This is a genomic window from Galbibacter sp. BG1 (assembly GCF_013391805.1).
Taxonomy (GTDB): Bacteria; Bacteroidota; Bacteroidia; order Flavobacteriales; family Flavobacteriaceae; genus Galbibacter.
In genome coordinates, this window is record NZ_CP058364.1 from 1,383,576 (window position 1) to 1,406,357 (window position 22,782).

At 37.5% G+C, this 22,782-nt stretch carries 22 protein-coding genes; 11 read left to right on the plus strand and 11 right to left on the minus strand.

Going from position 1 to position 22,782, the window contains the following annotated elements; all coding sequences use genetic code 11:
* Positions 1-416 precede the first annotated feature (416 nt).
* From HX109_RS06070 to HX109_RS06080, 3 genes are all read right to left on the minus strand, one after another.
* A complete protein-coding gene (locus HX109_RS06070) occupies positions 417-1,538 on the minus strand; it encodes a PepSY-associated TM helix domain-containing protein (protein ID WP_178950297.1) in 1,122 nt (373 codons plus the stop codon).
* A 95-nt stretch (positions 1,539-1,633) separates the two neighbouring features.
* Positions 1,634-2,860 (minus strand): hypothetical protein, encoded by a 1,227-nt coding sequence (locus HX109_RS06075; RefSeq protein WP_178950298.1) that lies wholly within the window; start codon positions 2,858-2,860, stop codon positions 1,634-1,636.
* Between the two features lie 7 nt (positions 2,861-2,867).
* Entirely contained in the window at positions 2,868-5,237 is a 2,370-nt protein-coding gene (locus tag HX109_RS06080) for a TonB-dependent receptor (RefSeq protein ID WP_178950299.1), read from the minus strand.
* Between the two features lie 254 nt (positions 5,238-5,491).
* Here HX109_RS06080 and HX109_RS06085 point away from each other — a divergent pair, with 254 nt between their 5' ends.
* The 7 genes from HX109_RS06085 to HX109_RS06115 all read left to right on the plus strand — a co-directional run bounded on the left by HX109_RS06085 (position 5,492) and on the right by HX109_RS06115 (position 12,103).
* Positions 5,492-5,956: a hypothetical protein gene (locus HX109_RS06085; protein WP_178950300.1), complete on the plus strand. Its 465-nt coding sequence runs from the start codon at positions 5,492-5,494 to the stop codon at positions 5,954-5,956.
* Positions 5,953-7,425 carry a DUF692 family multinuclear iron-containing protein gene (locus HX109_RS06090; protein ID WP_178950301.1) on the plus strand — a complete coding sequence of 491 codons (1,473 nt, stop codon included), beginning with the start codon at positions 5,953-5,955 and terminating at the stop codon, positions 7,423-7,425. Before HX109_RS06085 ends, HX109_RS06090 begins: the two co-directional genes overlap by 4 nt.
* A gap of 304 nt (positions 7,426-7,729) precedes the next feature.
* Positions 7,730-8,737, plus strand: coding sequence for a recombinase RecA (gene recA, locus HX109_RS06095; RefSeq protein ID WP_178950302.1), 1,008 nt, complete (start codon positions 7,730-7,732; stop codon positions 8,735-8,737).
* A 121-nt stretch (positions 8,738-8,858) separates the two neighbouring features.
* Positions 8,859-9,293, plus strand: coding sequence for a hypothetical protein (locus HX109_RS06100; RefSeq protein ID WP_178950303.1), 435 nt, complete (start codon positions 8,859-8,861; stop codon positions 9,291-9,293).
* Positions 9,294-9,316: 23 nt separating this feature from the next.
* On the plus strand, positions 9,317-9,859 hold the full coding sequence (locus tag HX109_RS06105) for an RNA polymerase sigma factor (protein WP_178950304.1): 543 nt from the start codon (positions 9,317-9,319) through the stop codon (positions 9,857-9,859).
* A gap of 50 nt (positions 9,860-9,909) precedes the next feature.
* Complete coding sequence (locus tag HX109_RS06110; protein ID WP_178950305.1) at positions 9,910-11,436, plus strand: outer membrane beta-barrel protein; 1,527 nt, start codon at positions 9,910-9,912, stop codon at positions 11,434-11,436.
* Between the two features lie 49 nt (positions 11,437-11,485).
* The gene (locus HX109_RS06115) at positions 11,486-12,103 is read left to right on the plus strand and encodes an outer membrane beta-barrel protein (RefSeq protein WP_178950306.1); all 618 of its coding nucleotides are present in this window, start codon (positions 11,486-11,488) and stop codon (positions 12,101-12,103) included.
* Between the two features lie 9 nt (positions 12,104-12,112).
* Here HX109_RS06115 and HX109_RS06120 read toward each other — a convergent pair whose 3' ends face one another.
* Positions 12,113-12,850, minus strand: a complete 738-nt coding sequence (locus tag HX109_RS06120; RefSeq protein WP_178950307.1) for a lysophospholipid acyltransferase family protein — start codon at positions 12,848-12,850, stop codon at positions 12,113-12,115.
* A gap of 76 nt (positions 12,851-12,926) precedes the next feature.
* On the opposite strand from HX109_RS06120, the gene trpS reads away from it, so the two are divergent.
* Positions 12,927-13,895 (plus strand): tryptophan--tRNA ligase, encoded by a 969-nt coding sequence (gene trpS / locus HX109_RS06125; RefSeq protein ID WP_178950308.1) that lies wholly within the window; start codon positions 12,927-12,929, stop codon positions 13,893-13,895.
* Here trpS and dprA read toward each other — a convergent pair.
* A complete protein-coding gene (gene dprA, locus HX109_RS06130; RefSeq protein WP_178950309.1) occupies positions 13,892-15,001 on the minus strand; it encodes a DNA-processing protein DprA in 1,110 nt (369 codons plus the stop codon). The two genes, trpS and dprA, sit on opposite strands and share 4 nt — an antisense overlap.
* A 105-nt stretch (positions 15,002-15,106) precedes the next feature.
* On the opposite strand from dprA, the gene HX109_RS06135 reads away from it, so the two are divergent.
* From HX109_RS06135 to HX109_RS06145, 3 genes are all read left to right on the plus strand, one after another.
* On the plus strand, positions 15,107-16,048 hold the full coding sequence (locus HX109_RS06135) for an SPOR domain-containing protein (RefSeq protein ID WP_178950310.1): 942 nt from the start codon (positions 15,107-15,109) through the stop codon (positions 16,046-16,048).
* Positions 16,049-16,220: 172 nt separating this feature from the next.
* The gene (locus tag HX109_RS06140) at positions 16,221-16,733 is read left to right on the plus strand and encodes an acyl-CoA thioesterase (protein WP_178954081.1); all 513 of its coding nucleotides are present in this window, start codon (positions 16,221-16,223) and stop codon (positions 16,731-16,733) included.
* Positions 16,734-16,811: 78 nt separating this feature from the next.
* Positions 16,812-17,456, plus strand: coding sequence for a cation transporter (locus HX109_RS06145; RefSeq protein ID WP_178950311.1), 645 nt, complete (start codon positions 16,812-16,814; stop codon positions 17,454-17,456).
* 16 nt (positions 17,457-17,472) lie between these two features.
* Here HX109_RS06145 and HX109_RS06150 read toward each other — a convergent pair whose 3' ends face one another.
* The 6 genes from HX109_RS06150 to dut form a co-directional block, all read right to left on the minus strand.
* Complete coding sequence (locus tag HX109_RS06150; RefSeq protein ID WP_178950312.1) at positions 17,473-18,720, minus strand: murein hydrolase activator EnvC family protein; 1,248 nt, start codon at positions 18,718-18,720, stop codon at positions 17,473-17,475.
* Between the two features lies 1 nt (position 18,721).
* A complete protein-coding gene (locus HX109_RS06155) occupies positions 18,722-19,501 on the minus strand; it encodes a DUF4292 domain-containing protein (protein WP_178950313.1) in 780 nt (259 codons plus the stop codon).
* A gap of 13 nt (positions 19,502-19,514) precedes the next feature.
* The gene (locus HX109_RS06160) at positions 19,515-20,399 is read right to left on the minus strand and encodes a tetratricopeptide repeat protein (protein ID WP_178950314.1); all 885 of its coding nucleotides are present in this window, start codon (positions 20,397-20,399) and stop codon (positions 19,515-19,517) included.
* A 169-nt stretch (positions 20,400-20,568) separates the two neighbouring features.
* On the minus strand, positions 20,569-21,579 hold the full coding sequence (locus HX109_RS06165) for a sugar phosphate nucleotidyltransferase (RefSeq protein ID WP_178950315.1): 1,011 nt from the start codon (positions 21,577-21,579) through the stop codon (positions 20,569-20,571).
* A gap of 266 nt (positions 21,580-21,845) precedes the next feature.
* The gene (locus HX109_RS16380; protein WP_317170440.1) at positions 21,846-22,001 is read right to left on the minus strand and encodes a GIY-YIG nuclease family protein; all 156 of its coding nucleotides are present in this window, start codon (positions 21,999-22,001) and stop codon (positions 21,846-21,848) included.
* A 346-nt stretch (positions 22,002-22,347) separates the two neighbouring features.
* Entirely contained in the window at positions 22,348-22,782 is a 435-nt protein-coding gene (dut, locus tag HX109_RS06175) for a dUTP diphosphatase (protein ID WP_178950316.1), read from the minus strand.

Genomic DNA, 22,782 nt, shown 5'->3' on the forward strand with positions numbered 1-22,782 from the left:
CAACCCCTCACTGGGGTTTGTGTAGGGGGTCAGAGTTCCTGTAGCGGCTGTCGGTAATGATATGAATTTCGCAGGTTGGATTGTAGAAGCTTTTATAACCTCAAATTTAAGTCAAGGAGGGAGTTCGTTCGGTGATTTCATGGACGATCAAGGTTTATACATTCTTCTGAAAAAGATCTCTAGGATTGACATCAGTTTGTTATGGAATATTGAGATAAAATGCTAGTTTGAAAATTATACTTTTTGAAAAAGGAGTTAATAATTAGATTAATAAGTAAATAAACGTGTATTTATAACTTACAAAAATCCAGTCTATTTTTTAGGCTGGATTTTTTTGTTTTTAGAGGCGTTTTTTGATAAAATCGAGGAAACACAGTAATTTTAGTGAGAGAAATAGACGTGCTAAAACTATTTTATTATTTGTCTTGTTTCTTTTTGCTTCTATTTCTCCATATTATAAAGCCTGTTACAGGTAAAGAGGCACCAAAAAGACCTACGCAAACGGCCAAGATTTGTGTTGGTAAACCACCCACCGTACCCATATGAATATCTAAACTTCCTTCTAAAATATCTTGATTTTTTTCAAATTCGGCTACTAAGGGAGTATCCAGTTGTCTTCCTGTATAGCGGTTCAAAATTTGGTTATCGCCATAAAGATGAAGAAATCTATCATCGGTATCCAGTAAAATAAACTGCGAGTTAATAGCGTTGGGCTGTATGGCCATAAGGGTAAGCTTATAGTTTTCGGGATACGATTTTTCAAACTCCTCGAATATAAATTGTAAACTTTTATAGCTTTTGTTGCTTGGTTGAGAATCGGCCATTGGTGGGTTTTTACCTACGAGTTCCGGGGAACCCCCAAAGGCGGCCACTACAGGTTTTTCCACCCATTCGAAAGACATTACAAGACCAGTAATTAAACTTATTAAAATCAACCAACATGCGTAAAAACCATAAACACGATGAAAATCGTGATTCATTCTTTTTTTGGAAGCCGGATATTTTGGTTTAAAGGCGGTACGCGCTTGGTTTTTACTTCTTGGCCACCATAAGATGAGGCCAAGAATTAATTCAATAAAAAAAATAAGTGAGGCAACCCTAATAATCCAAAGTCCGAAATTACCCAATAGAAGTTGGGAATGAAAGTGAGCCACTAAAAAGAAGAAATTTGCAGAGGTAACATCTTCCCCAATTATTTTACCGGTATAAGGATTGATAAAGGTTATTTTTAAGGTGGGCATATCGCTTCCCTCCTTAGGGATACCGCTTACTACATCGAAGGAGCGTTGCGGGTTGTTGTAGGTGTTTATCCAGAAATATTGTTCGGTGGGGTATTTAGCTTTAAAAGTATTTACTAGGGAGTCTACAGGCATTCTATTTCCTTCCGGTTTTACCGTTAAATGCTCTTTATTATAGGAATGCATGATTTCTTCAGCAAAAACAAACATGGCACCAGAAAGGCACAATAAACATACAATAAGCCCAGATGACAAACCTATCCAAAGATGTATTTTTCTAATAGTTTTTTTATAGGACATGAAAATGTGTTTCTAAAAAATAAAATTGTATTCAAGAGATCCCGTAAACAAGGGAAAAGCGGAATCACATTTCTTTGATTCCGCTTCCCTAATTATTAAAGCTTAAAAAGCGATTGTACCACTCCGCTATTTAAGTATAAGCGCTCGGTTACTTTATCGCCATCGTAACTGTAATATCCAGAGCCTTCACTATTGCTATATGGAATCCAAATTAGGTTGTCTTCTACAAAAGGCGCGTTAATAGATGCAAAATCGTTAATAGGGGCTCCTTCAATTTTAGTGGCAACCTTGGTATCTATATCAATTTTGTGCAATACCATATTTTCTTCTACAAAATTGCTGTAATTCGGCGTAAAAGGCGTCGCTTTTATATACGTTATTAAGTCGTTGCCAATGCGAGAGGCACCACCCAAGAACCATTTAATTCCAGGTTCACTCACATAATCGTCGATAGCGATCTCGAAAGAGGTATCAAATTCATCTTCTCCCTTATTAATCCTTAAAATCTTTCCATTCCTATCGGCATTCAGCATATTCCCCATGGTATTTATGTAGAGGTCGCCTTCAGCATCGATTTGATAATCGTTAAGGTTGTCTGTGTAATAAGATATTTCTTGAGCTCCCTCGTAGGTAACTGTTTTTAAATATTCTTCGCTATCTATATCGATTACGGCCACAAAAACAGCGTCGTAAGCGCTAGAACCTAGTCCGTTCTCATCTTTATCATACTGAATATCGGCATAAAGCTTACCGTCCTTATTAATAAGCATACGCTGACCTATTTTTTCCAAAACGATGTTCTCATTTTCATCTTTTTTAGAAACCATGCTTAAATCTATTTCTCCGATACGCGTCATTGTAGAAGGATCAAACTTTTGAAGCTTTAGGTTTCCTCTTCCGCCGTCGAAATAATAACCTAGATTGTCATCGATTATTAAATAGTTGGTACTGTAATCTTCCCCGCTACTTACAATAAATCCGTCTGAAACCAATTTGCCTTCTTCGCTAACATTGTATTTCTGAATTCCGTTTTGTCCTATGGCATTGTAGCCCATAAATACAGAACCTTTATAAGACTTGGCACCGTTTCGGGAAGCAGCAAGTTGCGTTGCATTATCGACTGCGGTAATATCAAACGCATCTTCTGGAAGGGATTCCATAGGTGCTACAAAACCACTTGTAGATTGCCCATCGGTCATTACCACAATTCCAAACTCTGCATCGTAGGTTTCGGTCGGGACTTTGGAGTTGCCGTCATCGCTGCTACATCCTATAGCTAGGGTCCCCGCTAAACTCAAAAAGAAAAAGTGTAGTTTTTTCATAGTTCAATTAATTTATAGTATATCTAATTTTAAAATTTATATTTCTTCCAGGTTTTTGTACCCGGAAATTATCGAATTGATCCTCGTTTAAAATATTATTGACCGCCATGCTTAGCCATAAAGGTTGGTTGTTTACTTTATAAGATATCCCCAAATCCCAGACGTATTGCGTAGGGATTAGGAACTCATCGGCGTCTACGTCGGGTTTTTCAAAAATGTTATCCGATTCTAAATCCTTCGGAATGGAAAATCTGTAATAAAAATGGGTGTAACCAAAATTGGTGTATAGGTCGAAACGGTCGTTGGTGGCAAACGGATTGAAAATTTTATAATCTATGTTGAGGTTGGCGAATAAATAGGGAACATTGGGCACCCTTGACCCCTCATTGAGTTCTTCTTGAGGATTATCGACGTCCACACGTCTTAAATCCTGAAAGGTCGCGTTTAAATTGGTAGTCAGGTTTTTATGCAACGTTTTTTTGATCCCGGCTTCTATTCCCATAACCCGAACATTGGACCAATTATCGTAAGTAGCGTATGGAATATTTGGAATGAGTTGAACCAAGTTTTTTTGATCCCTAAAAAATACATTGGTATCCAACCACCAAGATTTTTGTTTATCCAAAGGCAAATTAGCAGCAAGGTTCACATTATGGCTCCTTTCTGGAACAAGATTTGGGTTTCCAACGATAAACAAACCATCCCCAAAATACTCTTCGGCATCTGGAATACGGGTGGCATATTCATAGGTAAACCTTAAAAATCCTTTATTCTCCAGATTGTAGCGAACGGAATTGGCAATTCCATAATTATTTTGGGATTCTTCAGGGACATCTCCTTCATAGGCAAAATTTAAATCCACAGCTTGCGTAAGAATGCCAAATCTTTTTACTGTAAACTCATTTATAATTTTGTTATTCCACAGGGAACTGCGAATGCCAAGACCAGTAACATTTTTTACATATTTAGCTTCAATGGTAAGCGGGTCGATATCGGTATTGGCAATTTTAATAGCAAATGGATCGCTACCCAAGCGAGTTTGTCTTGAATAAACGTGATTTAACAATAGTTCGTGCTCATCGTTGAGTTTGTAACCAAAATATGCCCTTACCAAATTGTTTGTAAAAGTTATATTTTGCAGAGATTTGGTAGCAGAAAGTTCACCTCCGTTTTCTTCCCTGCGTTCTACTTCGCCATACCAATTGTATCTGTTGGCGGTGGTATCTATTGTTTTTGTTTTCAGCTCGCCATAAACGGCAAAAACATCTGCACTAAAGCGATCGAACTGCTTTTGGTAGCGCATGGTAAGTCCAAAATTACTTTCTTCAAAATTTGCTTCTCCGTATGGCTCGGTTTGATAAATATCGTTTTGAAGTTCTTTATCATAATCAAAGTAATTGAAACCTATCTCCCATCGGTCTGCAAAACTTGTTTCATGCAAATCTACTTTTACTTCAGAATAAAAGGGAGCTACCCCATCGTGGAAACGTCTAACATTGGCCTCTTCTTCACGGGCTGTTTCTGGGTCGGGTACAAGCACGTCAATCTTATAATCGTTGTCGGAACTGATGTAATAACTGGACAAGCTTACGCCAAATTTAGAATTTGGAATGGCATAATATCCATTTAAGTTAAATTGTTGGGAATTAAAAGAGCCGTATTGGTAAGAAGCGTCAAGATAATTGCTCAGCCTTTGTTTGGTTACAAAATTCACACCACCACCCAAAGCATCCGAGCCCAAGGAGGCCGGTAAAACACCTTTGTAAACATCGATACGCTCTAGGGCGTCTACAGGAAGTAAACTAAAATTAAAGGCCCTTCCAAGATAATCTAAAGGAACCCCATCCTTAAAAAAACGGATTGCTTTTCCTTGTAACCCATTTATATTAATTTCGGTATTGCTTCCTACACCAGCATTCTGGCGTACTTTAAGGCCTGAGGTTTGATTGATTAACTGCGGAACGGAAATCGACTTTATCTTGGCTGAACTTAGATCTAGCACTTCTACCGCTTGCGCTTGAGCTGCGCTTTTCGCAGCGTCGGTTTGCACGCTCACCTCTTCCAGCTCGATAGAAGATTCTTCAATGCTTACTTGAAGGAAAGGAGCATCTTCCTTGCTAAAATCTACCAGGATAATTCTGTCTTTATATCCAATACCGGTAAACGAAAGTTTTATCCTTTTCTTCTGAATATTCTGAATTGAAAATACACCATTGGAATCGGTAGAAGTTCCTTTATTGGTGTTTTGTATCATCACATTGATACCGGCTAAAGGCTCTCCAGATGTAGCGGTAACTACTCCAGAAATTTCGAATCGCTCTTGCGAAAAAGAGGTTGAAAGCTTAAAGATCAATAAGATAGTAACGAACCGAAACATTATTTAATTTAGACTGATTTAAAATAGGTAGCGAAGATAAAATATTTATTCGGAATCAGTCTAAATAAATATAATAATTAACAATTCGATAATAAGAGATTATAAAGATTGTCTTTATTTCTGTGTTGAAGAGTACTATTAAATCTTCATTTGTACCTATTATCAAGGAAAAACCCCCTATATTTTAAGAGATTAAAACCCTTGAAATCAATATGTTATTGTGTTTATATTTCCATAAATTAAAACATAGTATCATGGAAACAGTAAAAAAATTTCGTAATGGAACCATTAGAATGTCCATTCCGGCAAAAGTAGCTTACAACGGTAAAGCCTTTAAAGAAAGTATTTATCAATTATTGGATGAATTAGGTTGCCCTAAATGTTTTTCTGGAGTAGATTGTTATATCGATACATTCCGGGATTATATCTACGACCCAGAGAAAGCGGTTCTAAATCCAGTCGTGAAAGATAGAGTTGGATTTAAGGCCAATTGGAATAGTGATAAATTTTCGGATGGAACCCCAGTACCATTACCTTTCAACCAGTTAGCTAGCAATACGCTTACAGTAGCTTCATCTCCAAAATTAACCGGAAGTATAGATAAAGTGGATAGTTTGATAGACAAGGTATTTGAAGAAATTGGTTGCCGAGCTTGTTGCTCTGGACACGACGTTTTCTTTAAAAATGTAATAGATACTCTAAGAATACCAAATTTATGATCTCTAAAGCCGAGAATAAATTTCAATGCCTACCCGAATTGGGGGTGGGCATTATTTATTCCCAAAAAATCAAAGAAATAAATTTTCCTAAGGGATTATTGGATACTTTAGAGATTGAACCCCAGACACTTTGTATTAGAGACAAGAACGATAATTTGATTTTGCCAAAAAAGGTTTTTAAAGACCTCAATAATTTGCCATACAACAAGCTGGTGCACAGTATAGGAGCTCCGGTTGGAGGGTCCGTAAAACCCACAGAGGAACAACTAAAGCTTATCGATTATTGCAGTCGATTATTTAACAGTCCATGGATTACAGAACACCTTAGTTTTAATGCCACTACTTCTTTCAATACTGGGTTTTTTCTTCCACCATGCCAAACTGAAGAAGGATTACAAGTTGCAATTGAAAATATTCAAATATTGCAATCCAAATTAAAAAAACCTATTGCCATAGAAACAGGCGTAAATTATTTACGGTGCAATAATAAAGAAATTGAAGATGGTAATTTTGTTGCTGAGCTTTGCAAAGCTACAGATTGCGGAATTTTGCTTGACATACATAATCTGTTTGCCAATCAATTGAACGGAAGGCAATCCATTGAAACTTTTATAGGTCAAATCCCGAAAGACAACGTGGTGGAAATTCATATTGCTGGAGGTACAGAATTGAATAACCTTTGGTTGGACTCTCATTCTGGGCCTATAGACCAACGGTTGCTGGATATTACCAAGGAGGTATTGCCAGAATTTAAAAACCTAAAAGCCGTTACCTATGAAGTTTTCGATTCTTATCTCCCAATAATTGGAGACAAAGTGGTAATAAAAGAATTGGAGAAGGTTAGAAATCTTTGGGAAAGCCGAAAGGTAAAGCCCATATCTGGAGCTAATACAGAAATGCCGAAGGAGGTGATCAATATTCAAAAATTTAATCAGAATTACTCGGTAAAAGAATGGGAGAATACATTGGCAAACCTAGCTATCGATCGAAGTTTTTCAGGAGGATTAAAAGGGATGGCGAAAAGTAACCCCGACCGTATTGCGATGTATCAAAGTTTAATAAAAGAATTTAGAGCTTCCATGATAGCAAGAATATACAAACTAACCGTTAGATACCTTATGCTGACTTTAGGGATGGATGCATTTTACGTAATTCTTCAAGATTTTTGGAGCAAAACCCCTCCAGAGCAATTGAGCTACAAAGAAGCCCAGAACTTTGCACAATATTTGGAAAATAAGGCCTACAAAATGCCATGGTTATACCGATTGCTACGATACGAAGTAGCCATACTAAATTCTATTTTGCGCCACACAACTGAGATCGTTTCCTTTGATGTAGATCCTATGCCAATGTTAAATGCTTTGCATGAAGGGAAATTGCCTGAGATGATTGGCAAATCTGGAGATTATGAAATTGAGATCACCCCAGATGCTCACGATACCGCTCAGTGGACGGCTATTTCTTCCTAAAAACAAAAAGAGTTTCAAAATAAATTGAAACTCTTCCTGTCGCTAATTCGTTGTTATTAAATATTTAAACATATTCATCATTGCAAAATAACAACGAACTTAGCCACCCTCAAGCTTGCCATTGCATAATCTAGCAACGGTCAAGGATTTCGATTTAATTATTAGTATATAGACATTGCACTGCATTAAATCGGTTGATCTTTGTTACTAGATGTCATTTATTTAAAAAGGTTGCGTAGCAAATTGTATGATGCAAAAAGAAATAGTATTTTAGCACGAATCATAATAAAAGCAAAGAGAAAAAATGAGTTCTGAAAAAGATGCGAAATTAAAAGCACTGAAGCTCACTTTAGACAAGTTGGATAAAACCTACGGTAAGGGAGCAGTAATGAAAATGGGAGATAGTGTGGTAGAAGATGTAGATGCTATCCCAACAGGCTCGCTTGGGCTGGATATTGCCTTAGGCGTTGGTGGATACCCACGGGGAAGGGTTATCGAAATATATGGTCCGGAATCCTCTGGTAAAACCACCTTAACCCTGCACGCTATTGCAGAAGCACAAAAAGCGGGTGGAATTGCTGCTTTTATTGATGCCGAACATGCCTTCGATCGTTTTTATGCCAAAAAACTTGGAGTAGATATAGATAACCTTATAATTTCTCAACCAGATCACGGGGAGCAGGCCTTGGAAATTGCCGATAATTTAATACGTTCGGGAGCCATCGATATAGTAATTGTCGACTCTGTGGCGGCTTTAACCCCCAAAAGTGAGATTGAAGGGGAAATGGGAGATTCTAAAATGGGACTTCATGCCCGTTTAATGTCGCAGGCACTTAGAAAGTTAACCGCCAGTATTAGTAAAACAAAATGTACGGTAATATTCATTAACCAGCTTAGGGAAAAGATAGGTGTAATGTTTGGAAATCCAGAGACTACAACAGGTGGTAATGCCTTGAAGTTCTATGCTTCTGTACGTTTGGATATTCGCCGATCTACTCAAATAAAAGATAGCGGTGGCGATGCATCTGGAAATAAAACCAGGGTTAAGGTTGTTAAAAACAAAGTGGCGCCGCCTTTTAAATCTACAGAATTTGATATTATGTATGGAGAAGGGATTTCCCGGGTAGGGGAAATTTTAGATCTAGGGGTAGAATTTGAAATTATTAAGAAAAGTGGTTCTTGGTTTAGCTATGGAGATACCAAATTGGGGCAAGGTAGAGATGCCGTAAAGGTTTTACTACAAGACAATCCAGAGCTTTTAGAAGAATTGGAAGATAAAATACGAGAAGGGATAAAGGCAATCAATAGCTAAGACTCGTCTTCCGTAAAAAATTACAATCCCAAGCAGCAATGTTTGGGATTTTTTTGTGTTCATCTTTCGGTGTACGCAACCATTTGTTATTCACTGCATCTAAAAGAAAAAGTAATTAAAAATGAAGAAGTTTATCCCCCTATTAGTTGGCTTATTTTTTTTAAGCTTGGCTTCCTGCGAATTATCGGATGATGACGGAACCAATTTTGTTTATGAGGCAGTAGAAATAACCAACGCGAAAGTGCCCGATACTTTTGAGCTTGGCAAGGTGTACCAAATAGATTTTAATTATGCCATCCCAACCGACTGTTATATCTACAATGGTTTTGAATTTGAACCAACTGATAAAACAGAACGTGCTATCTTTGCAATATCATCTGTTATAGAAAGGGACGATTGTAAAGAGATTGTAGATGGCGAAGGGACAGATAGTTTTAATTTCGAAGTAAGATATACCGATACTTACACCTTCAACTTTTATACAGGAGAAGATGAAAATGGAGAAAAACAATATCTTACTTACGAGGTTCCGGTAAAACAGTCAGTTAGAAATTAATTTAAAATAACCTTGCTATAAGAGTGAGTCTGGAAGAACTCATAGAACGGTGTAAGCGGCAAGATAGAAAGGCACAAGAGCAATTATATAAACTTTTTAGTTCTAAATTGTTTAGTATGTGCCTTAAATATTCGCGTACACAAACCGAGGCAGAAGACAATCTGCACGATAGCTTTATGGTTATTTTTAACAAAATTGATAAATACAATTTTAAGGGTTCTTTTGAAGGTTGGTTAAAGCGGGTAACCGTAAATACGGTACTTCAAAAATATAGAAAAGAAGGTGCATTCGATGTTTTACCCAATAATTTGGAGTCGGAAGTGGTGGTCGAGATCGAAGAAGAATCTATTTCCTTGGATTACCTATTAAATTTAATTCGGGAATTGCCAGATAGATACCGCCTCACTTTCAATTTGTACGTTATGGATGGCTATTCCCACAAAGAAATTGCCTCCATGCTGGAAATTAGCGAAGGCACTTCCAAATCTAATCTGGCACGGGCTAAAATGGCCTTAAGAAATAAAATAGAAGAAGATAGAATTAATAAAGAAGCAAATTCGGTTTAGTAACCGATTGTTTTCAATTTTTAAATGCCCTAGGGTATTTCAGTAATAAAATGAGCAATAAAAAGAACATAGAGCGCTTATTCCAAGAGAAGTTCAAAGATTTTGAAGCTACTCCTCCAAAACACGTTTGGGGTGCTATTGAGACTTCTTTAAACGAGAAAAACAGCAAAAGCCGAAAGGTTATTCCTTTGTGGTGGCAATTGGGAGGGGCTGCAGCCGCTATAATCTTGTTGGCCCTGTTGGGAAATTTATTTTTATTCCCTTCGGAAGTGGATATTCCCTCTACACAAACAATTACCGATAAAGAAATAAAGCAGGAAGTTGAAAAAGATACTAAGGATACAAATGTTGTAGAAAGCAACACGGAAGAAGCTATTGTAAATACTGAAGCTTCCGAAGAAAAAGGTTTGCCTACTTCGGAAAAGTCAATAAAAACGACTAATGTAATTGTAACTACTTCGGAAAGCAACTCTTCCGAAGTAAATGATTCAACAAAAAATCAAAAAGAATATCAATCTACCGTGGCCGAAACCAATGGTGATGGTTCCCGTAGGCCTGAATATAACAAATCTTTGGGTGGAGGAGCTGGAAATAATATCGCTGGAGAGGAATCAACGGTTGCACAAGACGCAATTGCAAATAATTTAGACACGCCGGATAAATTGGATAAAACGGAAATGGAAAAAAGTGTAGTAGGCGATACCAATCAATCCCTAGCAGAGGCGTCTACAAATACTAACACAGATGAGCGTGATGAGGTTGATGAAAACGAGGATAAACCATCTATTTTTGAAGTGGTGGATGCCATGAACGAGGAGGAAGCTGTAGCGGAAGTGGAAAGTGTAAATAGACCAAAATGGGCTGTGAGTCCGAACGTAGCTCCAATTTATTACAATTCTTTAAGTGAAGGTTCTCCAATTAGTCGTGATTTCTCTAATAATTCGAAAGAAGGGAAGGTCAATATGAGTTACGGGATTAACGTAGCCTATAACGTAAGTAAGCGATTGAGCATTCGCTCTGGGGTGAATAGTGTTAACATGAGTTATGCTACCAACGATATAGAATTTGCCCCGGTGGCAATTGCGACCAGTAGCAGTAACGATCAGTTATCGAATATCACCTTTAAGTCGGCCGAAAACTCCATAAGGGTAACCAATTCAAAAGCTCCGAACTTTAATGACATCAGTGAATTTGAATCCAAATCGGAGAATATTTCAGAAGGGGATATCAATCAGAAATTTGGATATTTAGAAGTGCCAATGGAGCTAAAATACCGTTTGATTGATAGAAAGTTGGGGCTGAATGTTATCGGTGGTTTTAGTTCTTTATTTCTTACGGACAACGAAGTTTCGTTGGAAACCAACAACCTTTCCAATGAAGTAGGAGAGGCTAATAATTTAAACGATTTAAGTTTTAGTACGAATATTGGTTTAGGGTTAGATTATCAATTATCCAATCAATTCCTGTTGAATTTAGAGCCCATGTTTAAGTATCAACTCAATACGTTTTCCAGGGAAGATGGCGGGTTCTCTCCTTATATTCTAGGGGTTTACACGGGAATTAGTTTTAAGTTTTAAGCTGTTTTACATGTCGAATTATTTTCTACTTTAGCGGAAATAATTTCATATGAAAAACAATTACTTACTGCTATTTCTACTTGTTGCTTTTCAGCTGAATGCTCAAAACGAGCAACCATCAAATTTTAGAATTGCCATAAACGGAGGCTACAGTTATCGCATTGCTGAAGTATCGAATACGGATCCAGAATTAAGAGATCTTGAAGAAGATTTAATGACAGGTTTTAACCTTGGTGTAGATGCCACATACTTCTTTAAACAAAATCCGAATTGGGGCTTAGGAATCGCTTACTCTTTCAGTAAATACGAAGTGAATGTGAATTCGTTCTTCGACAAAATTTACTTTAATTACGTAGGCGCTACGGCCAATTACAGGTATCTTTTTGGCGAGAACCATGGCTTGAAAGCTTCTTCCGGTTTTGGTCCGCTATTCTACTATGAATCTTTTAACTACAACAATTTTATAGCTACTACTATTGGATTTACCTTAGATGTCGGTTACGATTATTATATTTCCCGAAGAATAGCAATTGGAGCGGAAATCGGATTCTTAGCAGCAAATATTAATACAATTACAGATCACTACGGTGAGGAGTATAATATTGAAGAAATGCCTATTAGCGGTACCCGACTCGATTTTAACCTCGAAATAAGCTATAATTGGTAGGCGAAAATATTATTCTACTAATTTTTTTAAAATCATTTCCCGAGAGGTCTCTTTTAATTTGGTGCTTGCTTTGGCATCCAAACCCTTTGTTTCGAGAAACGGGAGCACCACTGCCCTCATTTTTCCTGGGGAACCACTAAAAAATTCGTAGGAAAAACGTTTTTTATTATCCAAAAAAGCAATGGGTATTATAGGTATTTGGTGTTCAATAGCCAATCGGAAGGCACCGTCTTTAAATTCATCTAGAACGGTATTGGTGTCGTCGGGAACGCCGCCTTCTGGAAAAATGCAAATGCTCAAGCCTTGATTTAATCTCCTTTGTGCACTTTTGTATACGGCAGTTCTACTTTGTGCAGAATTTCGGTCTACCAAAATACAGGCACGCTTGTAAAAAAAACCGAATATTGGTATTTTAACCAACTCTTTTTTCCCTACAAAAACAAAAGGATTTTTAGAAACCTTCAGCATCATCATAATATCTGCCATAGAAGTATGGTTTGCTATAAGCATATAACTCTTTCCTTTGATAATTTCTTCTTCCTTTTTAATCTTCGGAATAAAAAACATACCATACAGTACAAAATTTGCCCAAATATTTCTTGCTATCCAAAAAAACTGAGGATACAGGCGTTCGCTAGAGGTTAGAATCAAAAGAACTGGGAAAAAAAGAACGATTGGTATGGCTACGAGCAAGTAGAACCAAATTCGATACAAAAGCTGAAAAAAGCGCAGAAAGAATGTAATCATGGAGTCAAAAATAAACAATTGTTACTTACTTTTTCCAAAACATCATACCTTTGTGCTGTTGTTATAAAATTAGGAAATGGCAAGAATACTTACAGGAATACAAAGTACAGGAACACCACATTTAGGAAATTTGTTGGGAGCTATTATTCCAGCAATCGAAATGTCGGAAAAGGCAGAAAATGAATCTTTTCTTTTTATCGCAGATATGCATTCCTTGACGCAAATAAAGGACGGGAATGTATTAAAAAATAACACTTATAATGTTGCGGCAACATGGTTGGCCTTTGGCTTGGATATTAACAGGGTTGTTTTTTATAGACAGAGCGATGTTCCACAAACTACAGAATTGACCTGGTATTTAAGCTGCTATTTTCCATATCAGCGCCTTACCCTCGCTCATTCGTTTAAAGATAAAGCAGACCGTTTGGAGGATGTTAATGCAGGACTTTTTACCTATCCAATGTTAATGGCTGCCGATATCCTGCTATATGATGCTGAAATTGTTCCGGTAGGGAAAGACCAAATGCAGCATATTGAAATAACAAGGGATGTGGCTTCCAGAATGCATACGCAAATTGGGGAAACTTTCGTAATTCCAGAAGGGAAGGTGCAAGAACAAACCATGTACATTCCAGGGACAGACGGTGAAAAAATGAGCAAGTCGCGTAACAACTTTATTAATATTTTTCTTCCAGATAAAAAATTGCGCAAGCAGGTAATGAGTATCGAAACGGACAGTACACCACTGGAAGAACCTAAAAATCCAGATACCTGCAATGTTTTTTCTCTTTATAAATTGTTGGCATCACCTAAACAAATTGCTGAAATGCGTAAAAATTACGAGGCAGGAGGCTATGGCTATGGCCATGCCAAGCAAGCCCTTTTTGAGTTAATTTGCAATAAATATGCAACTCCACGGGAGCGCTTTAATTATTATATGGATAATTTAAATGAAATTGACGAAGCCTTGGCTATCGGAGCCGAAAAAGCACGAAAGGTGGCGAATGAAACCTTGGCAAGAGTAAGAAGTAAAATAGGGTATTAAACAGCTTCAAACAATTTTCCGGGTAACGGGCGTACCAAGCCTTTCATTTCCATACCCAGTAAAATCGAAGTGAGTTTATGAACTGGAATTTGGCAATCTAAAGCAATGACATCCAAAAGTTCTTTTCCATTTTTTTGGAGGTAATCAAAAATAGGCTGTTCGTCTGGGTTTAATTCTGCAAATAGCTGCTTTTGTACCCCTTTTTTATTGGATTCTTCTAGCTCCCATCCCAAAATATATACAAGATCTGCTGCAGAAGTCAGCATGTGTGCTTGCTGCGTTTTAATGAGATTGTTACAACCCTCGCTATATTTGTCTTTAGTTCTGCCCGGTGTTGCAAATACTTCCCGGTTGTAAGACAGTGCAATATCTGCGGTAACCAAACTACCTCCTTTTTGAGCGGACTCTATCACCACAGTGGCATCTGCCAAACCTGCGATAATCCTATTTCTTCTTAAAAAGTGGTTACGTTCTGGCTCTACATCACTCCAAAAATCGGTTATAAAGCCTCCACGATCCATCATTTGCCTCATGTACTTTTTATGTGCTTTTGGATAGACTTTATTCAACCCATGGGCTAAACAGCCAATGGTCTGCAACTCATTTTTCATAGCCGATTTATGGGCGCAAATATCTACTCCATAGGCAAAACCACTTACTATAGTAGGATTAAAGGGAGAAATAGCGTCTACAAACTCTTCACAAAATGCAGCACCATAAGAAGTAACTTGCCGCGTGCCCACCACACTTATTATTTTCTGGGCAGGGGCGTTGAGGTTTATGACTCCATCATAAAATAAAAGAATAGGGCCGTCTACACAATGCTTTAAATTTGTTGGGTAGTTGGCTTCAAAAAAGGCGGTAGTTTGAATATCGTTTTGTTGAATATAGGCCAGTTCTTTTTCTGCCTGTTTTAAATTATTTTCATCTAAAATATTAGCCACCATAAAACTTCCCAATCCGTCTATGGCCAAAAGGTTTTTTCGCTTTTCTTTAAACACATTCTCTGCCGATCCGCAATGTTGAAGCAGTTTTTTGGCCGTAATATCCCCAATTTTTGGTGCTTTTTGTAACGCCAGTAAAAAAAATAATTCTTTTTCTGTCATCTAAACAAATGATTTTCAACTTTAAAAGTATCGAAAAAAAACTACTGTTAATAAAAACTGAAAAAGTATTTTTAAATCAATTCGATTTTTTTACATCTTTGCCATATGCGAATAGAGAACTACATCAGCGATTTGTTATATAGATACGAGTGTGTAACAGTGCCCGGTTTTGGAGCTTTTATTACCCAATACCAACCGGCGAAGGTACATTCCAATACAAACGCTTTCTATCCGCCTTCAAAATCAATTGCTTTTAACGAGCAATTAAAATCCAACGACGGTCTTTTAACCAAATACATTGCAGAAGTTTTAAAAATTTCTTTTGAAGAAGCTTCGCAAAAAGTGGAAACCACGGTACTTACCTGGAAAAAAGCTTTGGAAGTCAATGAAAAAATTGAGCTTAAAAATATTGGGGAGTTATGGTTGGGTGCTGAACGTAAAATTCTTTTTCAGCCATCGTACCACCTAAATTATTTAACTTCTTCATTTGGGTTGTCTTCTTTTGTAACTCCTGCGGTTACCAGGGAAGAGCTTAAAAAAGAAGTGGAAGCGTTGGAAGAAAAAGCTCCGGTTGCCTTTACACCAGAGCGCCGCAAGAGCCGTTCCTATTTAAAATATGCGGCTGTATTTTTATTAACCATTTCCGCTGGTACCATAGGATATAGGTTTGTGGATATTCAGCAAAGGGAAAATGTTCAAGTTGCACAGCAAGAAGCACAACAGCAAATAGAAAGAGATATCCAAAAGGCTACTTTCTTCGATACTACACCTTTGGAAATTCCTTCCATCATTTTAAAAGTAGAAAAACAACCTTTAAAGTATCATGTTATTGCGGGTGCTTTTAGAGTGGAAGAAAATGCTGATAAACGTGTTAAACAACTGCAAGATAAAGGGTTTGAGGCTGAACGTATTGGAAAAAACAAATACGGTTTGCATCAGGTAACCTATGCAAGTTTTGCTGAAGTTCCTTCAGCTCTAGAGTTTTTACGTAAAATTAAAAGGGAAGAATCTCCTGAAGCTTGGTTGCTGGTAGACGAGCTGGATTAGTTTCTCATAATTTAATTTACGTTCACTTCGAACGAAAGTGAGAAGTCACATTTCGCTGAGTTTGTTATAAAAATTTTCAGCTCTACAGATCTTAATGATCAATTCGTATTCCGTTTAAAAATCAATTTTTATATTGAGGTATTAGAAAGTATCTTTGCACAAAATTTAAATGATGCAAGCAAAAACTCCGAGTGAATCGCGAACTATAATGACAGACCTTGTGTTGCCAAGTGAAACCAATCCGCTTAACAATCTTTTCGGGGGTGAACTTTTGGCACGAATGGACCGAGCGGCAAGTATTGCTGCCAGACGTCATTCAAGAAGGGTTACCGTTACGGCTTCAGTTAATCATGTTGCCTTCAACAGGGCAATTCCGTTAGGAAGTGTGGTCACCGTAGAGGCATGTGTTTCGCGTGCTTTTAATAGTTCTATGGAAATTTATTTGGATGTTTGGATTGAAGATCGGGAAAATGGACACCGAAGTAAAGCAAATGAAGCTATTTATACCTTTGTAGCCGTAGATGATACTGCAAAACCAGTAGCAGTGCCACCAATTACTCCAGAAACTAAGCTCGAAAAAGAGCGCTACGAAGCAGCGCTGCGTAGAAAACAGCTTAGCCTGGTATTGGCGGGTAAAATGAAGCCCAATGAAGCTACTGAGCTAAAGGCATTATTTACCGAATAGGCTGGGTTTAATTTTTTGGTTTGGAATTCATTTCTTTCGTGTCTTTTGAGAAGGATTTCATTATTCAACTAAAGCATTATGGAAGCAATTTTAACAGCAGATCAAAAGAAGAATTTTAAAATCGCCTTTACACTTGCCGTATTTACCATTGCTTATAATCTCATAGAAGGATTAATTTCAACTTATTTAGGATTTGAAGACGAAAGTCTTGCTCTTTTTGGTTTTGGTTCCGATAGTTTTATTGAAGTCATTTCTGGACTCGGAATAGCCCATATGATTTTAAGAATACAAAACAACCCTGAAAGTAATCGGGATGATTTTGAACGTACAGCGTTGCGGGTTACAGGAACGGCCTTCTATATTTTGGTTGGAGGTCTTGTATTAACTAGTATTTACAATATTTGGACCGGGCATAAACCGTTGACTACTTTTTGGGGAGTGATAATATCTGTAATTTCCATTTTAGTGATGTGGATTTTAGTTCTTTGGAAACGCAAAGTAGGCAAGGAGCTGAATTCTTCTCCTATTCTGGCAGACGCCAATTGTACGTTGGTGTGCGTCTATATGTCGGTCATATTACTTTTGAGTAGCGGTATCCACGAATTGTTTGGTTTCCCGTATGTGGATAGCATCGGAACGCTCGCCTTGGCTTATTTTGCATACAAAGAAGGAAAAGAGTGTTTTGAAAAGGCGAGATCTGATAAACATTGTGGTTGCCATTAATTTCTAGAATGGCACATTACATCCTATAAATCCAATTAGCGGGGTTATCCGTATGGTTGTTGTCGTAAATCATAAACTTTAAAACGGTCTCGTTGTCACTAGGGCTTGTAAATACCTCTCCAATTTCTTGCTTGGTACTTACATTCTCTCCCTCTTTAACAAATACTTTTCCTAAGTTATTGTACACCGAGATATAATTACCGTGTTGTATTAGAATTGCCTTGTTTCCCCCTTTTATGGCTTGAACGGCCAATACCTTGCCTCGATAAATGGCGCGTGCCTTGGAACCGCTTTCTGTGGCGATACGAACTCCGTTACTTTGTATCGTAACCGATTTTACCACGGGATGTGGCTGTTTTCCATAGCGCATTTTAACCACTCCTTTTTCTACCGGCCAAGGTAATTTTCCCTTATTGGCTTTAAAATCGGTATCTACCAATTTAGCCTCAGCCGTTAAGGCAAAGTTAGACGATTTGGTAGCACTTTCGCGGGTTTCCTTGCTGGTTTCTTTGTTGGCGGCGTTGGCCTTGGCAATGGCTTCCCGAATAATTTTATCGATTTGTCGGTCTATGGCATCGGCCTGTTTCTGTTTATCGCGAATTTGAGAAGCGTATTGAGATTCTTTTTCCTTAATACTGGCAATCAATCCTTTTTGACTTTCCAATTCCCGTTCCAGGGCCGCCTGTTCTTTTCTATTTTCAGCAATTAAATTTTCTTTATCCTTTCGTTGGGTAACCAAACCGTTGTTGAGGTCTTGAAGTTGTTTTGTTTTGGACTGAATTTCGGCCGCCTGTTCTTTCCGGTGATTGGTATATTGTTTCATATACTCAATACGCTTATAGGCCTGTAAAAAGTTTTGCGAAGACAAAAGGAACATCAATCTACTTTGTTGCGATTTACTTTTGTAAGACTTCCTGATCATTTCGGCATAATCACCTTTAAGCTCTTTAAGGTCGTCGCGAAGCTTGGATATTTTATTGATGTTATTGTTAATTTGTCGGTTAATAAGATTGGTCTGCTCATTGGTAACCTTTATCAGTTCCTTTCGAATTCGTATTTTTTGATCCAAGTCTTCCACATCTTCCAAAACATCGGTCTTTTCCCTCCTTTTTTGCGACAAAAGATTATTAAACTGCTGAATTTCTTCTTGTAGGCGCAATTTGCGTGCCTCTAGTTCTTTTTGTTCGTCACTTTGGGCACTTATGCTGGTGGAAGACAAAAAGGCTACAAAAAGAACGCCAAAGAAGAAATTTATAGATTTCATATTATTCAATTTCTACTTGTTTAAATCCGTTTGGAATGGTGTATGGCAAGGATACTTCCCTGTCAAAATCAACATTGTTGTATTCTATTTCAATACGGTTTCTATGATCTTTATCTACCGCAAGAATTAAAATTTCATTGGGTAGCACTTTACCATCTACATCTTGGTAATTTTTGTATTCAATACTCAACAATCGGTTTTTCTCTGGTTGGGAAATTTGCTGAAGGTCTATTTTAAAATTAGAGGGTTCCAGTAGAAAGAGTGTTTTAAAAAGCGTTGATTGGGTTTCTGGCTTCAGCTGGTATTTATTGGCGACCGAAGCAGCATAATAAGGCTCGTTTTTTAAATTGAAAACAGCCTGCCCCAATAATATATTCTGTACCATTTGAAAATTAAGGTCGGTACCTAAAATACTATTTAAATAAGAAAAATCACCATCGAAATAAGTGTTGTCCAATTTGTTGTAAAAGCTCACCCTTGTGGGGGTTATCAAAACCTTTACCACCGATAGCGGGGCACTCATCCAAATCGCTTCGTCTTTTTTCATTCGAAGGCTTACCGTTACCCCTTGAGCATTCTCACCATCAGAATAATCTATTTTTACCCTACCGGAAAGTGTTTTAAAATCCAGTTCGTTTTTATAATGATTGGCGATAATGTTTTTAGCAGAAAGATCACTTTTTAATTCCCCTTCCCCCAAAACATTTTTCGAGCCGCAGGAGCTTAAAAATACTAGAAGTAGGAAGGCTATAAAGGTGTTCTTTTTAGGTATGATCTTCATGTATCAAATATGCTTATGGATTGTTGGAATCTATTTTTTGTTGATATTCTTTTGCTTTGTCAGCATTATTTATGCCATTGTAGGCCTTAACCAACTCTTTATAAATGTTTTTTTCAAGCGTTTTGTCGTTTAGGAGGTAGATCAAGCCTTCCTCCAAAACTTCTGAGGCCATTTTAAACTTTTGAAGCTTGTTTAAAGCAACCCCTTTTAGATAGTAAAACGTTGGTTGTGTAGGGTAATTGTCCAATGCTTCGCTACTCACTACCAACATTTCGCTATAATCAGTTCTTTCCTGCTGTTTTTCTATTTGCTTTCTATAATCTTCAATGGGATCGTTCAAGGAACTATCGTCGTCAAATTTATCCTGGGCATCTTCTGCGATAGACTGAAAATTTTGCATCATAGCAATCTGTTGCTTTTTTTGCACCACAAACGCCTTATCGAGCCCTTTTGTTTCCATGATATTTAAAACCTTTACCGCTTCGTCATAACTTCCTTGTTCCATATATAAATCGGTCAACAAGTTATAATATTGCGGATTTGCCTCTAGTAATTTGTTAGCAATGGCAATGGCCTTTTCCAAATCTTGCTGTGCCTTAAAACAATCCAACAAAGCGTCTAAATACCATTTGTTTTGTGGATCTTCTTCTACAGCAGTTTCTAAATATGGCTGTGCTTCAACATATTTTTTTTGATACATATAATTGAGCCCGAGCTCGTAGTCGATAACTTCATTATTGGGTTGGAGCAACTTACACTCCAAAAGTGCTTTAATGGCGCGATCGTAATTTTCTATTCCTTTTTGCTTCAGCGATTCATAAAAATATTCCTGAAAAGCATCGTTGTTTTCTTCATGTGAAATGTCTGCATCGGTTTCCGAAGGGATTTCTTGGGGCATAAGCAATTGGGGGATTATAAATATCCCTAGCAGCACGACTCTTATGAAACCTTTTTTTAGCATGAATCTAAACTGAAACTAGCGTTTTATGTGGCATTAGCCTAAACCTGATTACTCTTAAAAAAACTAATAGCGTTAATGTTTACCGTGAACTCAAGCTATTTATAGCCTATTCCAATACTGAATAATCTCCAATACTCACATCGGTGAATTTACCATCGAACTTAGCGAAATTCCCAATCATAGCATTATCCAAATTAGCATTTTTAATGACAGCTTGTGTTTGAATCAAACTATTTTTTATGTGAGAATCTTCTACGACGGTTCCATCGCCAATGGAAACATTAGGTCCTACGGTAGCGTTCTTCAAAACCACATTTTCCCCGATATAGCAAGGCTGAATTATTTCCGAATTCTCTTTTTTTACGGAAGGAGATACCAAATCTTCTCCATCTTGCTGTAAAAACTGAAGCATTCTGCCGTTGGTTTCTACCGTTACATTTTTATTACCACAGTCCATCCACTCATCTACTTTCCCCGGAACAAATTTCTTGCCCTGCGCCATCATTGCTTTTATACCATCGTTAATTTGGTATTCGCCGCCGTGAATAATGTTGGCATCCAATACTTTTTGTAATTCTGCTTTAAGCTGTTCCCCTTCTTTAAAATAATAAATTCCTATAACCGCTAAATCAGAAACAAATTCTTTAGGTTTCTCTACCAACCCAGAGATATTATTATCGCTATTCAATTCAACAACTCCATAAGCTTCTGGCCTGTCTACTTGTTTCACCCAAATAACGCTGTCGGCTGAAGAATCCAAATGAAAATCAGCTTTAAAAAGAGTATCAGCATAAGCGATTACACAGGGGCCAGAAAGCGATTCTTTGGCGCACATAATGGCATGACCTGTACCCAAAGGTTTGTCTTGATAGTATATAGTGCCTTTGGCATTTAAGCTAGCGGCAATTTCATTGAGCTTTGCTTCTATTTCTGCACCAAAGTCATCTTTAATGATAAAAGCGATTTCATCAATTTCCTGGTCCAATACTTTGGCAATATCTTCCACCAAGCGTTGAACGATAGGTTTCCCAGCAATGGGAATCAACGGTTTTGGAATTGTTAATGTGTGTGGTCTTAGTCTGGATCCTCGTCCAGCCATTGGTACTATTATTTTCATGATCATGCCCGCGAAAGCGGGTATCTTTTTATGGTTAAACTTGTTTCCTATGTGGTTAGGAATTTTATATTTTTTTAAGGCCTTATTTAAATAAATGCAACTTCTCTAAGATTTTAGGGTCTTATTTTATTAAAATTTAAATTCCAACTTAAATCAGACCAAGAAGGGTTCATTTCTTCTATTAATTTAATCTTCCATTCTCTTTTCCATTTTTTGAACTGTTTTTCCCTTAAACTAGCCTTATAGCCAAGGGAAAACTCTTCAAATTAAATCAATTTATCACAGTTATATTTCGCTGTAAAAGAATTAGGATAAACCTTTAATTTATGTTCTTTCACACGCTCTTCGATGTTATTTGTAACTCCAATATATAAAACACCTCCAAGCTTGTTGCTCATTATGTATACATACCACTGTTTCATTTACATCATCTACGTAGGCAGGTGTTTTTTATCAACCCGAAGCTACTGTTTTTCTATTGTTTCATCATTAGCCTACGGGATCCCTGCCTGCACCATGTTTTAAATGATTTAATGAAAAAATTAAATTTCAATAAATCACTCATATTACATGGAGATTCCTGCCATGCGGTTATTCACCTGCGTAGGCAGGTGTCTCTCATCAACCGGAACCTCCTGTTTTTCAATTGTTTCATCATTATCCTGCGGGATTTCTGGCTGCACCATGTTTTAAAGGATTTAATTAAAAAATTTAATTTCAATAAATCACTCATATTACATGGAGATTCCTGCCTTCGCAGGAATTATTTTACTTCACCCCAGTGCTTCCAAAACCTCCTGAACCTCTTAAGGTGTCAGAAAGTTGAGTTGCTTCTTCCCAAGCGATATGTTCGTGTCTTGCAATAACCAATTGCGCAATCCGTTCTCCATTTTCCACCGTAAAATCCTCGTTGGAAAGATTTACTAGAATAACGCCAATTTCCCCTCTATAGTCTGCATCGATGGTTCCAGGGGCATTTAGTACCGTAATTCCTTTTTTCGCTGCCAAACCGCTACGAGGTCTTACCTGTGCTTCTGCACCCACCGGAAGCTCTATAAACAAGCCTGTTTTAACAATGGCCCTTTCCAATGGTTTAAGTACTATTGGCGCATCAATATTTGCACGTATGTCCATACCGGCAGACGCAATGGTCTCATAACTCGGTAATGGATGTTGCGATTTATTTACAATTTTTACTGTCAT

Coding starts and splice junctions, on each gene's coding strand:
- HX109_RS06100 (WP_178950303.1), top strand. CDS start 8,859: ATGAAGAAGTTTATCCCCCTATTAGTTGGCTTATTTTTTTTAAGCTTG.
- HX109_RS06080 (WP_178950299.1), bottom strand. CDS start 5,237: ATGTTTCGGTTCGTTACTATCTTATTGATCTTTAAGCTTTCAACCTCT.
- recA (WP_178950302.1), top strand. CDS start 7,730: ATGAGTTCTGAAAAAGATGCGAAATTAAAAGCACTGAAGCTCACTTTA.
- HX109_RS16380 (WP_317170440.1), bottom strand. CDS start 22,001: ATGAAACAGTGGTATGTATACATAATGAGCAACAAGCTTGGAGGTGTT.
- HX109_RS06075 (WP_178950298.1), bottom strand. CDS start 2,860: ATGAAAAAACTACACTTTTTCTTTTTGAGTTTAGCGGGGACCCTAGCT.
- HX109_RS06140 (WP_178954081.1), top strand. CDS start 16,221: ATGCAAGCAAAAACTCCGAGTGAATCGCGAACTATAATGACAGACCTT.
- HX109_RS06110 (WP_178950305.1), top strand. CDS start 9,910: ATGAGCAATAAAAAGAACATAGAGCGCTTATTCCAAGAGAAGTTCAAA.
- dprA (WP_178950309.1), bottom strand. CDS start 15,001: ATGACAGAAAAAGAATTATTTTTTTTACTGGCGTTACAAAAAGCACCA.
- trpS (WP_178950308.1), top strand. CDS start 12,927: ATGGCAAGAATACTTACAGGAATACAAAGTACAGGAACACCACATTTA.
- HX109_RS06090 (WP_178950301.1), top strand. CDS start 5,953: ATGATCTCTAAAGCCGAGAATAAATTTCAATGCCTACCCGAATTGGGG.
- HX109_RS06115 (WP_178950306.1), top strand. CDS start 11,486: ATGAAAAACAATTACTTACTGCTATTTCTACTTGTTGCTTTTCAGCTG.
- HX109_RS06165 (WP_178950315.1), bottom strand. CDS start 21,579: ATGAAAATAATAGTACCAATGGCTGGACGAGGATCCAGACTAAGACCA.
- HX109_RS06155 (WP_178950313.1), bottom strand. CDS start 19,501: ATGAAGATCATACCTAAAAAGAACACCTTTATAGCCTTCCTACTTCTA.
- HX109_RS06120 (WP_178950307.1), bottom strand. CDS start 12,850: ATGATTACATTCTTTCTGCGCTTTTTTCAGCTTTTGTATCGAATTTGG.
- HX109_RS06135 (WP_178950310.1), top strand. CDS start 15,107: ATGCGAATAGAGAACTACATCAGCGATTTGTTATATAGATACGAGTGT.
- HX109_RS06160 (WP_178950314.1), bottom strand. CDS start 20,399: ATGCCCCAAGAAATCCCTTCGGAAACCGATGCAGACATTTCACATGAA.
- HX109_RS06150 (WP_178950312.1), bottom strand. CDS start 18,720: ATGAAATCTATAAATTTCTTCTTTGGCGTTCTTTTTGTAGCCTTTTTG.
- HX109_RS06070 (WP_178950297.1), bottom strand. CDS start 1,538: ATGTCCTATAAAAAAACTATTAGAAAAATACATCTTTGGATAGGTTTG.
- HX109_RS06145 (WP_178950311.1), top strand. CDS start 16,812: ATGGAAGCAATTTTAACAGCAGATCAAAAGAAGAATTTTAAAATCGCC.
- dut (WP_178950316.1), bottom strand. CDS start 22,782: ATGACAGTAAAAATTGTAAATAAATCGCAACATCCATTACCGAGTTAT.
- HX109_RS06085 (WP_178950300.1), top strand. CDS start 5,492: ATGGAAACAGTAAAAAAATTTCGTAATGGAACCATTAGAATGTCCATT.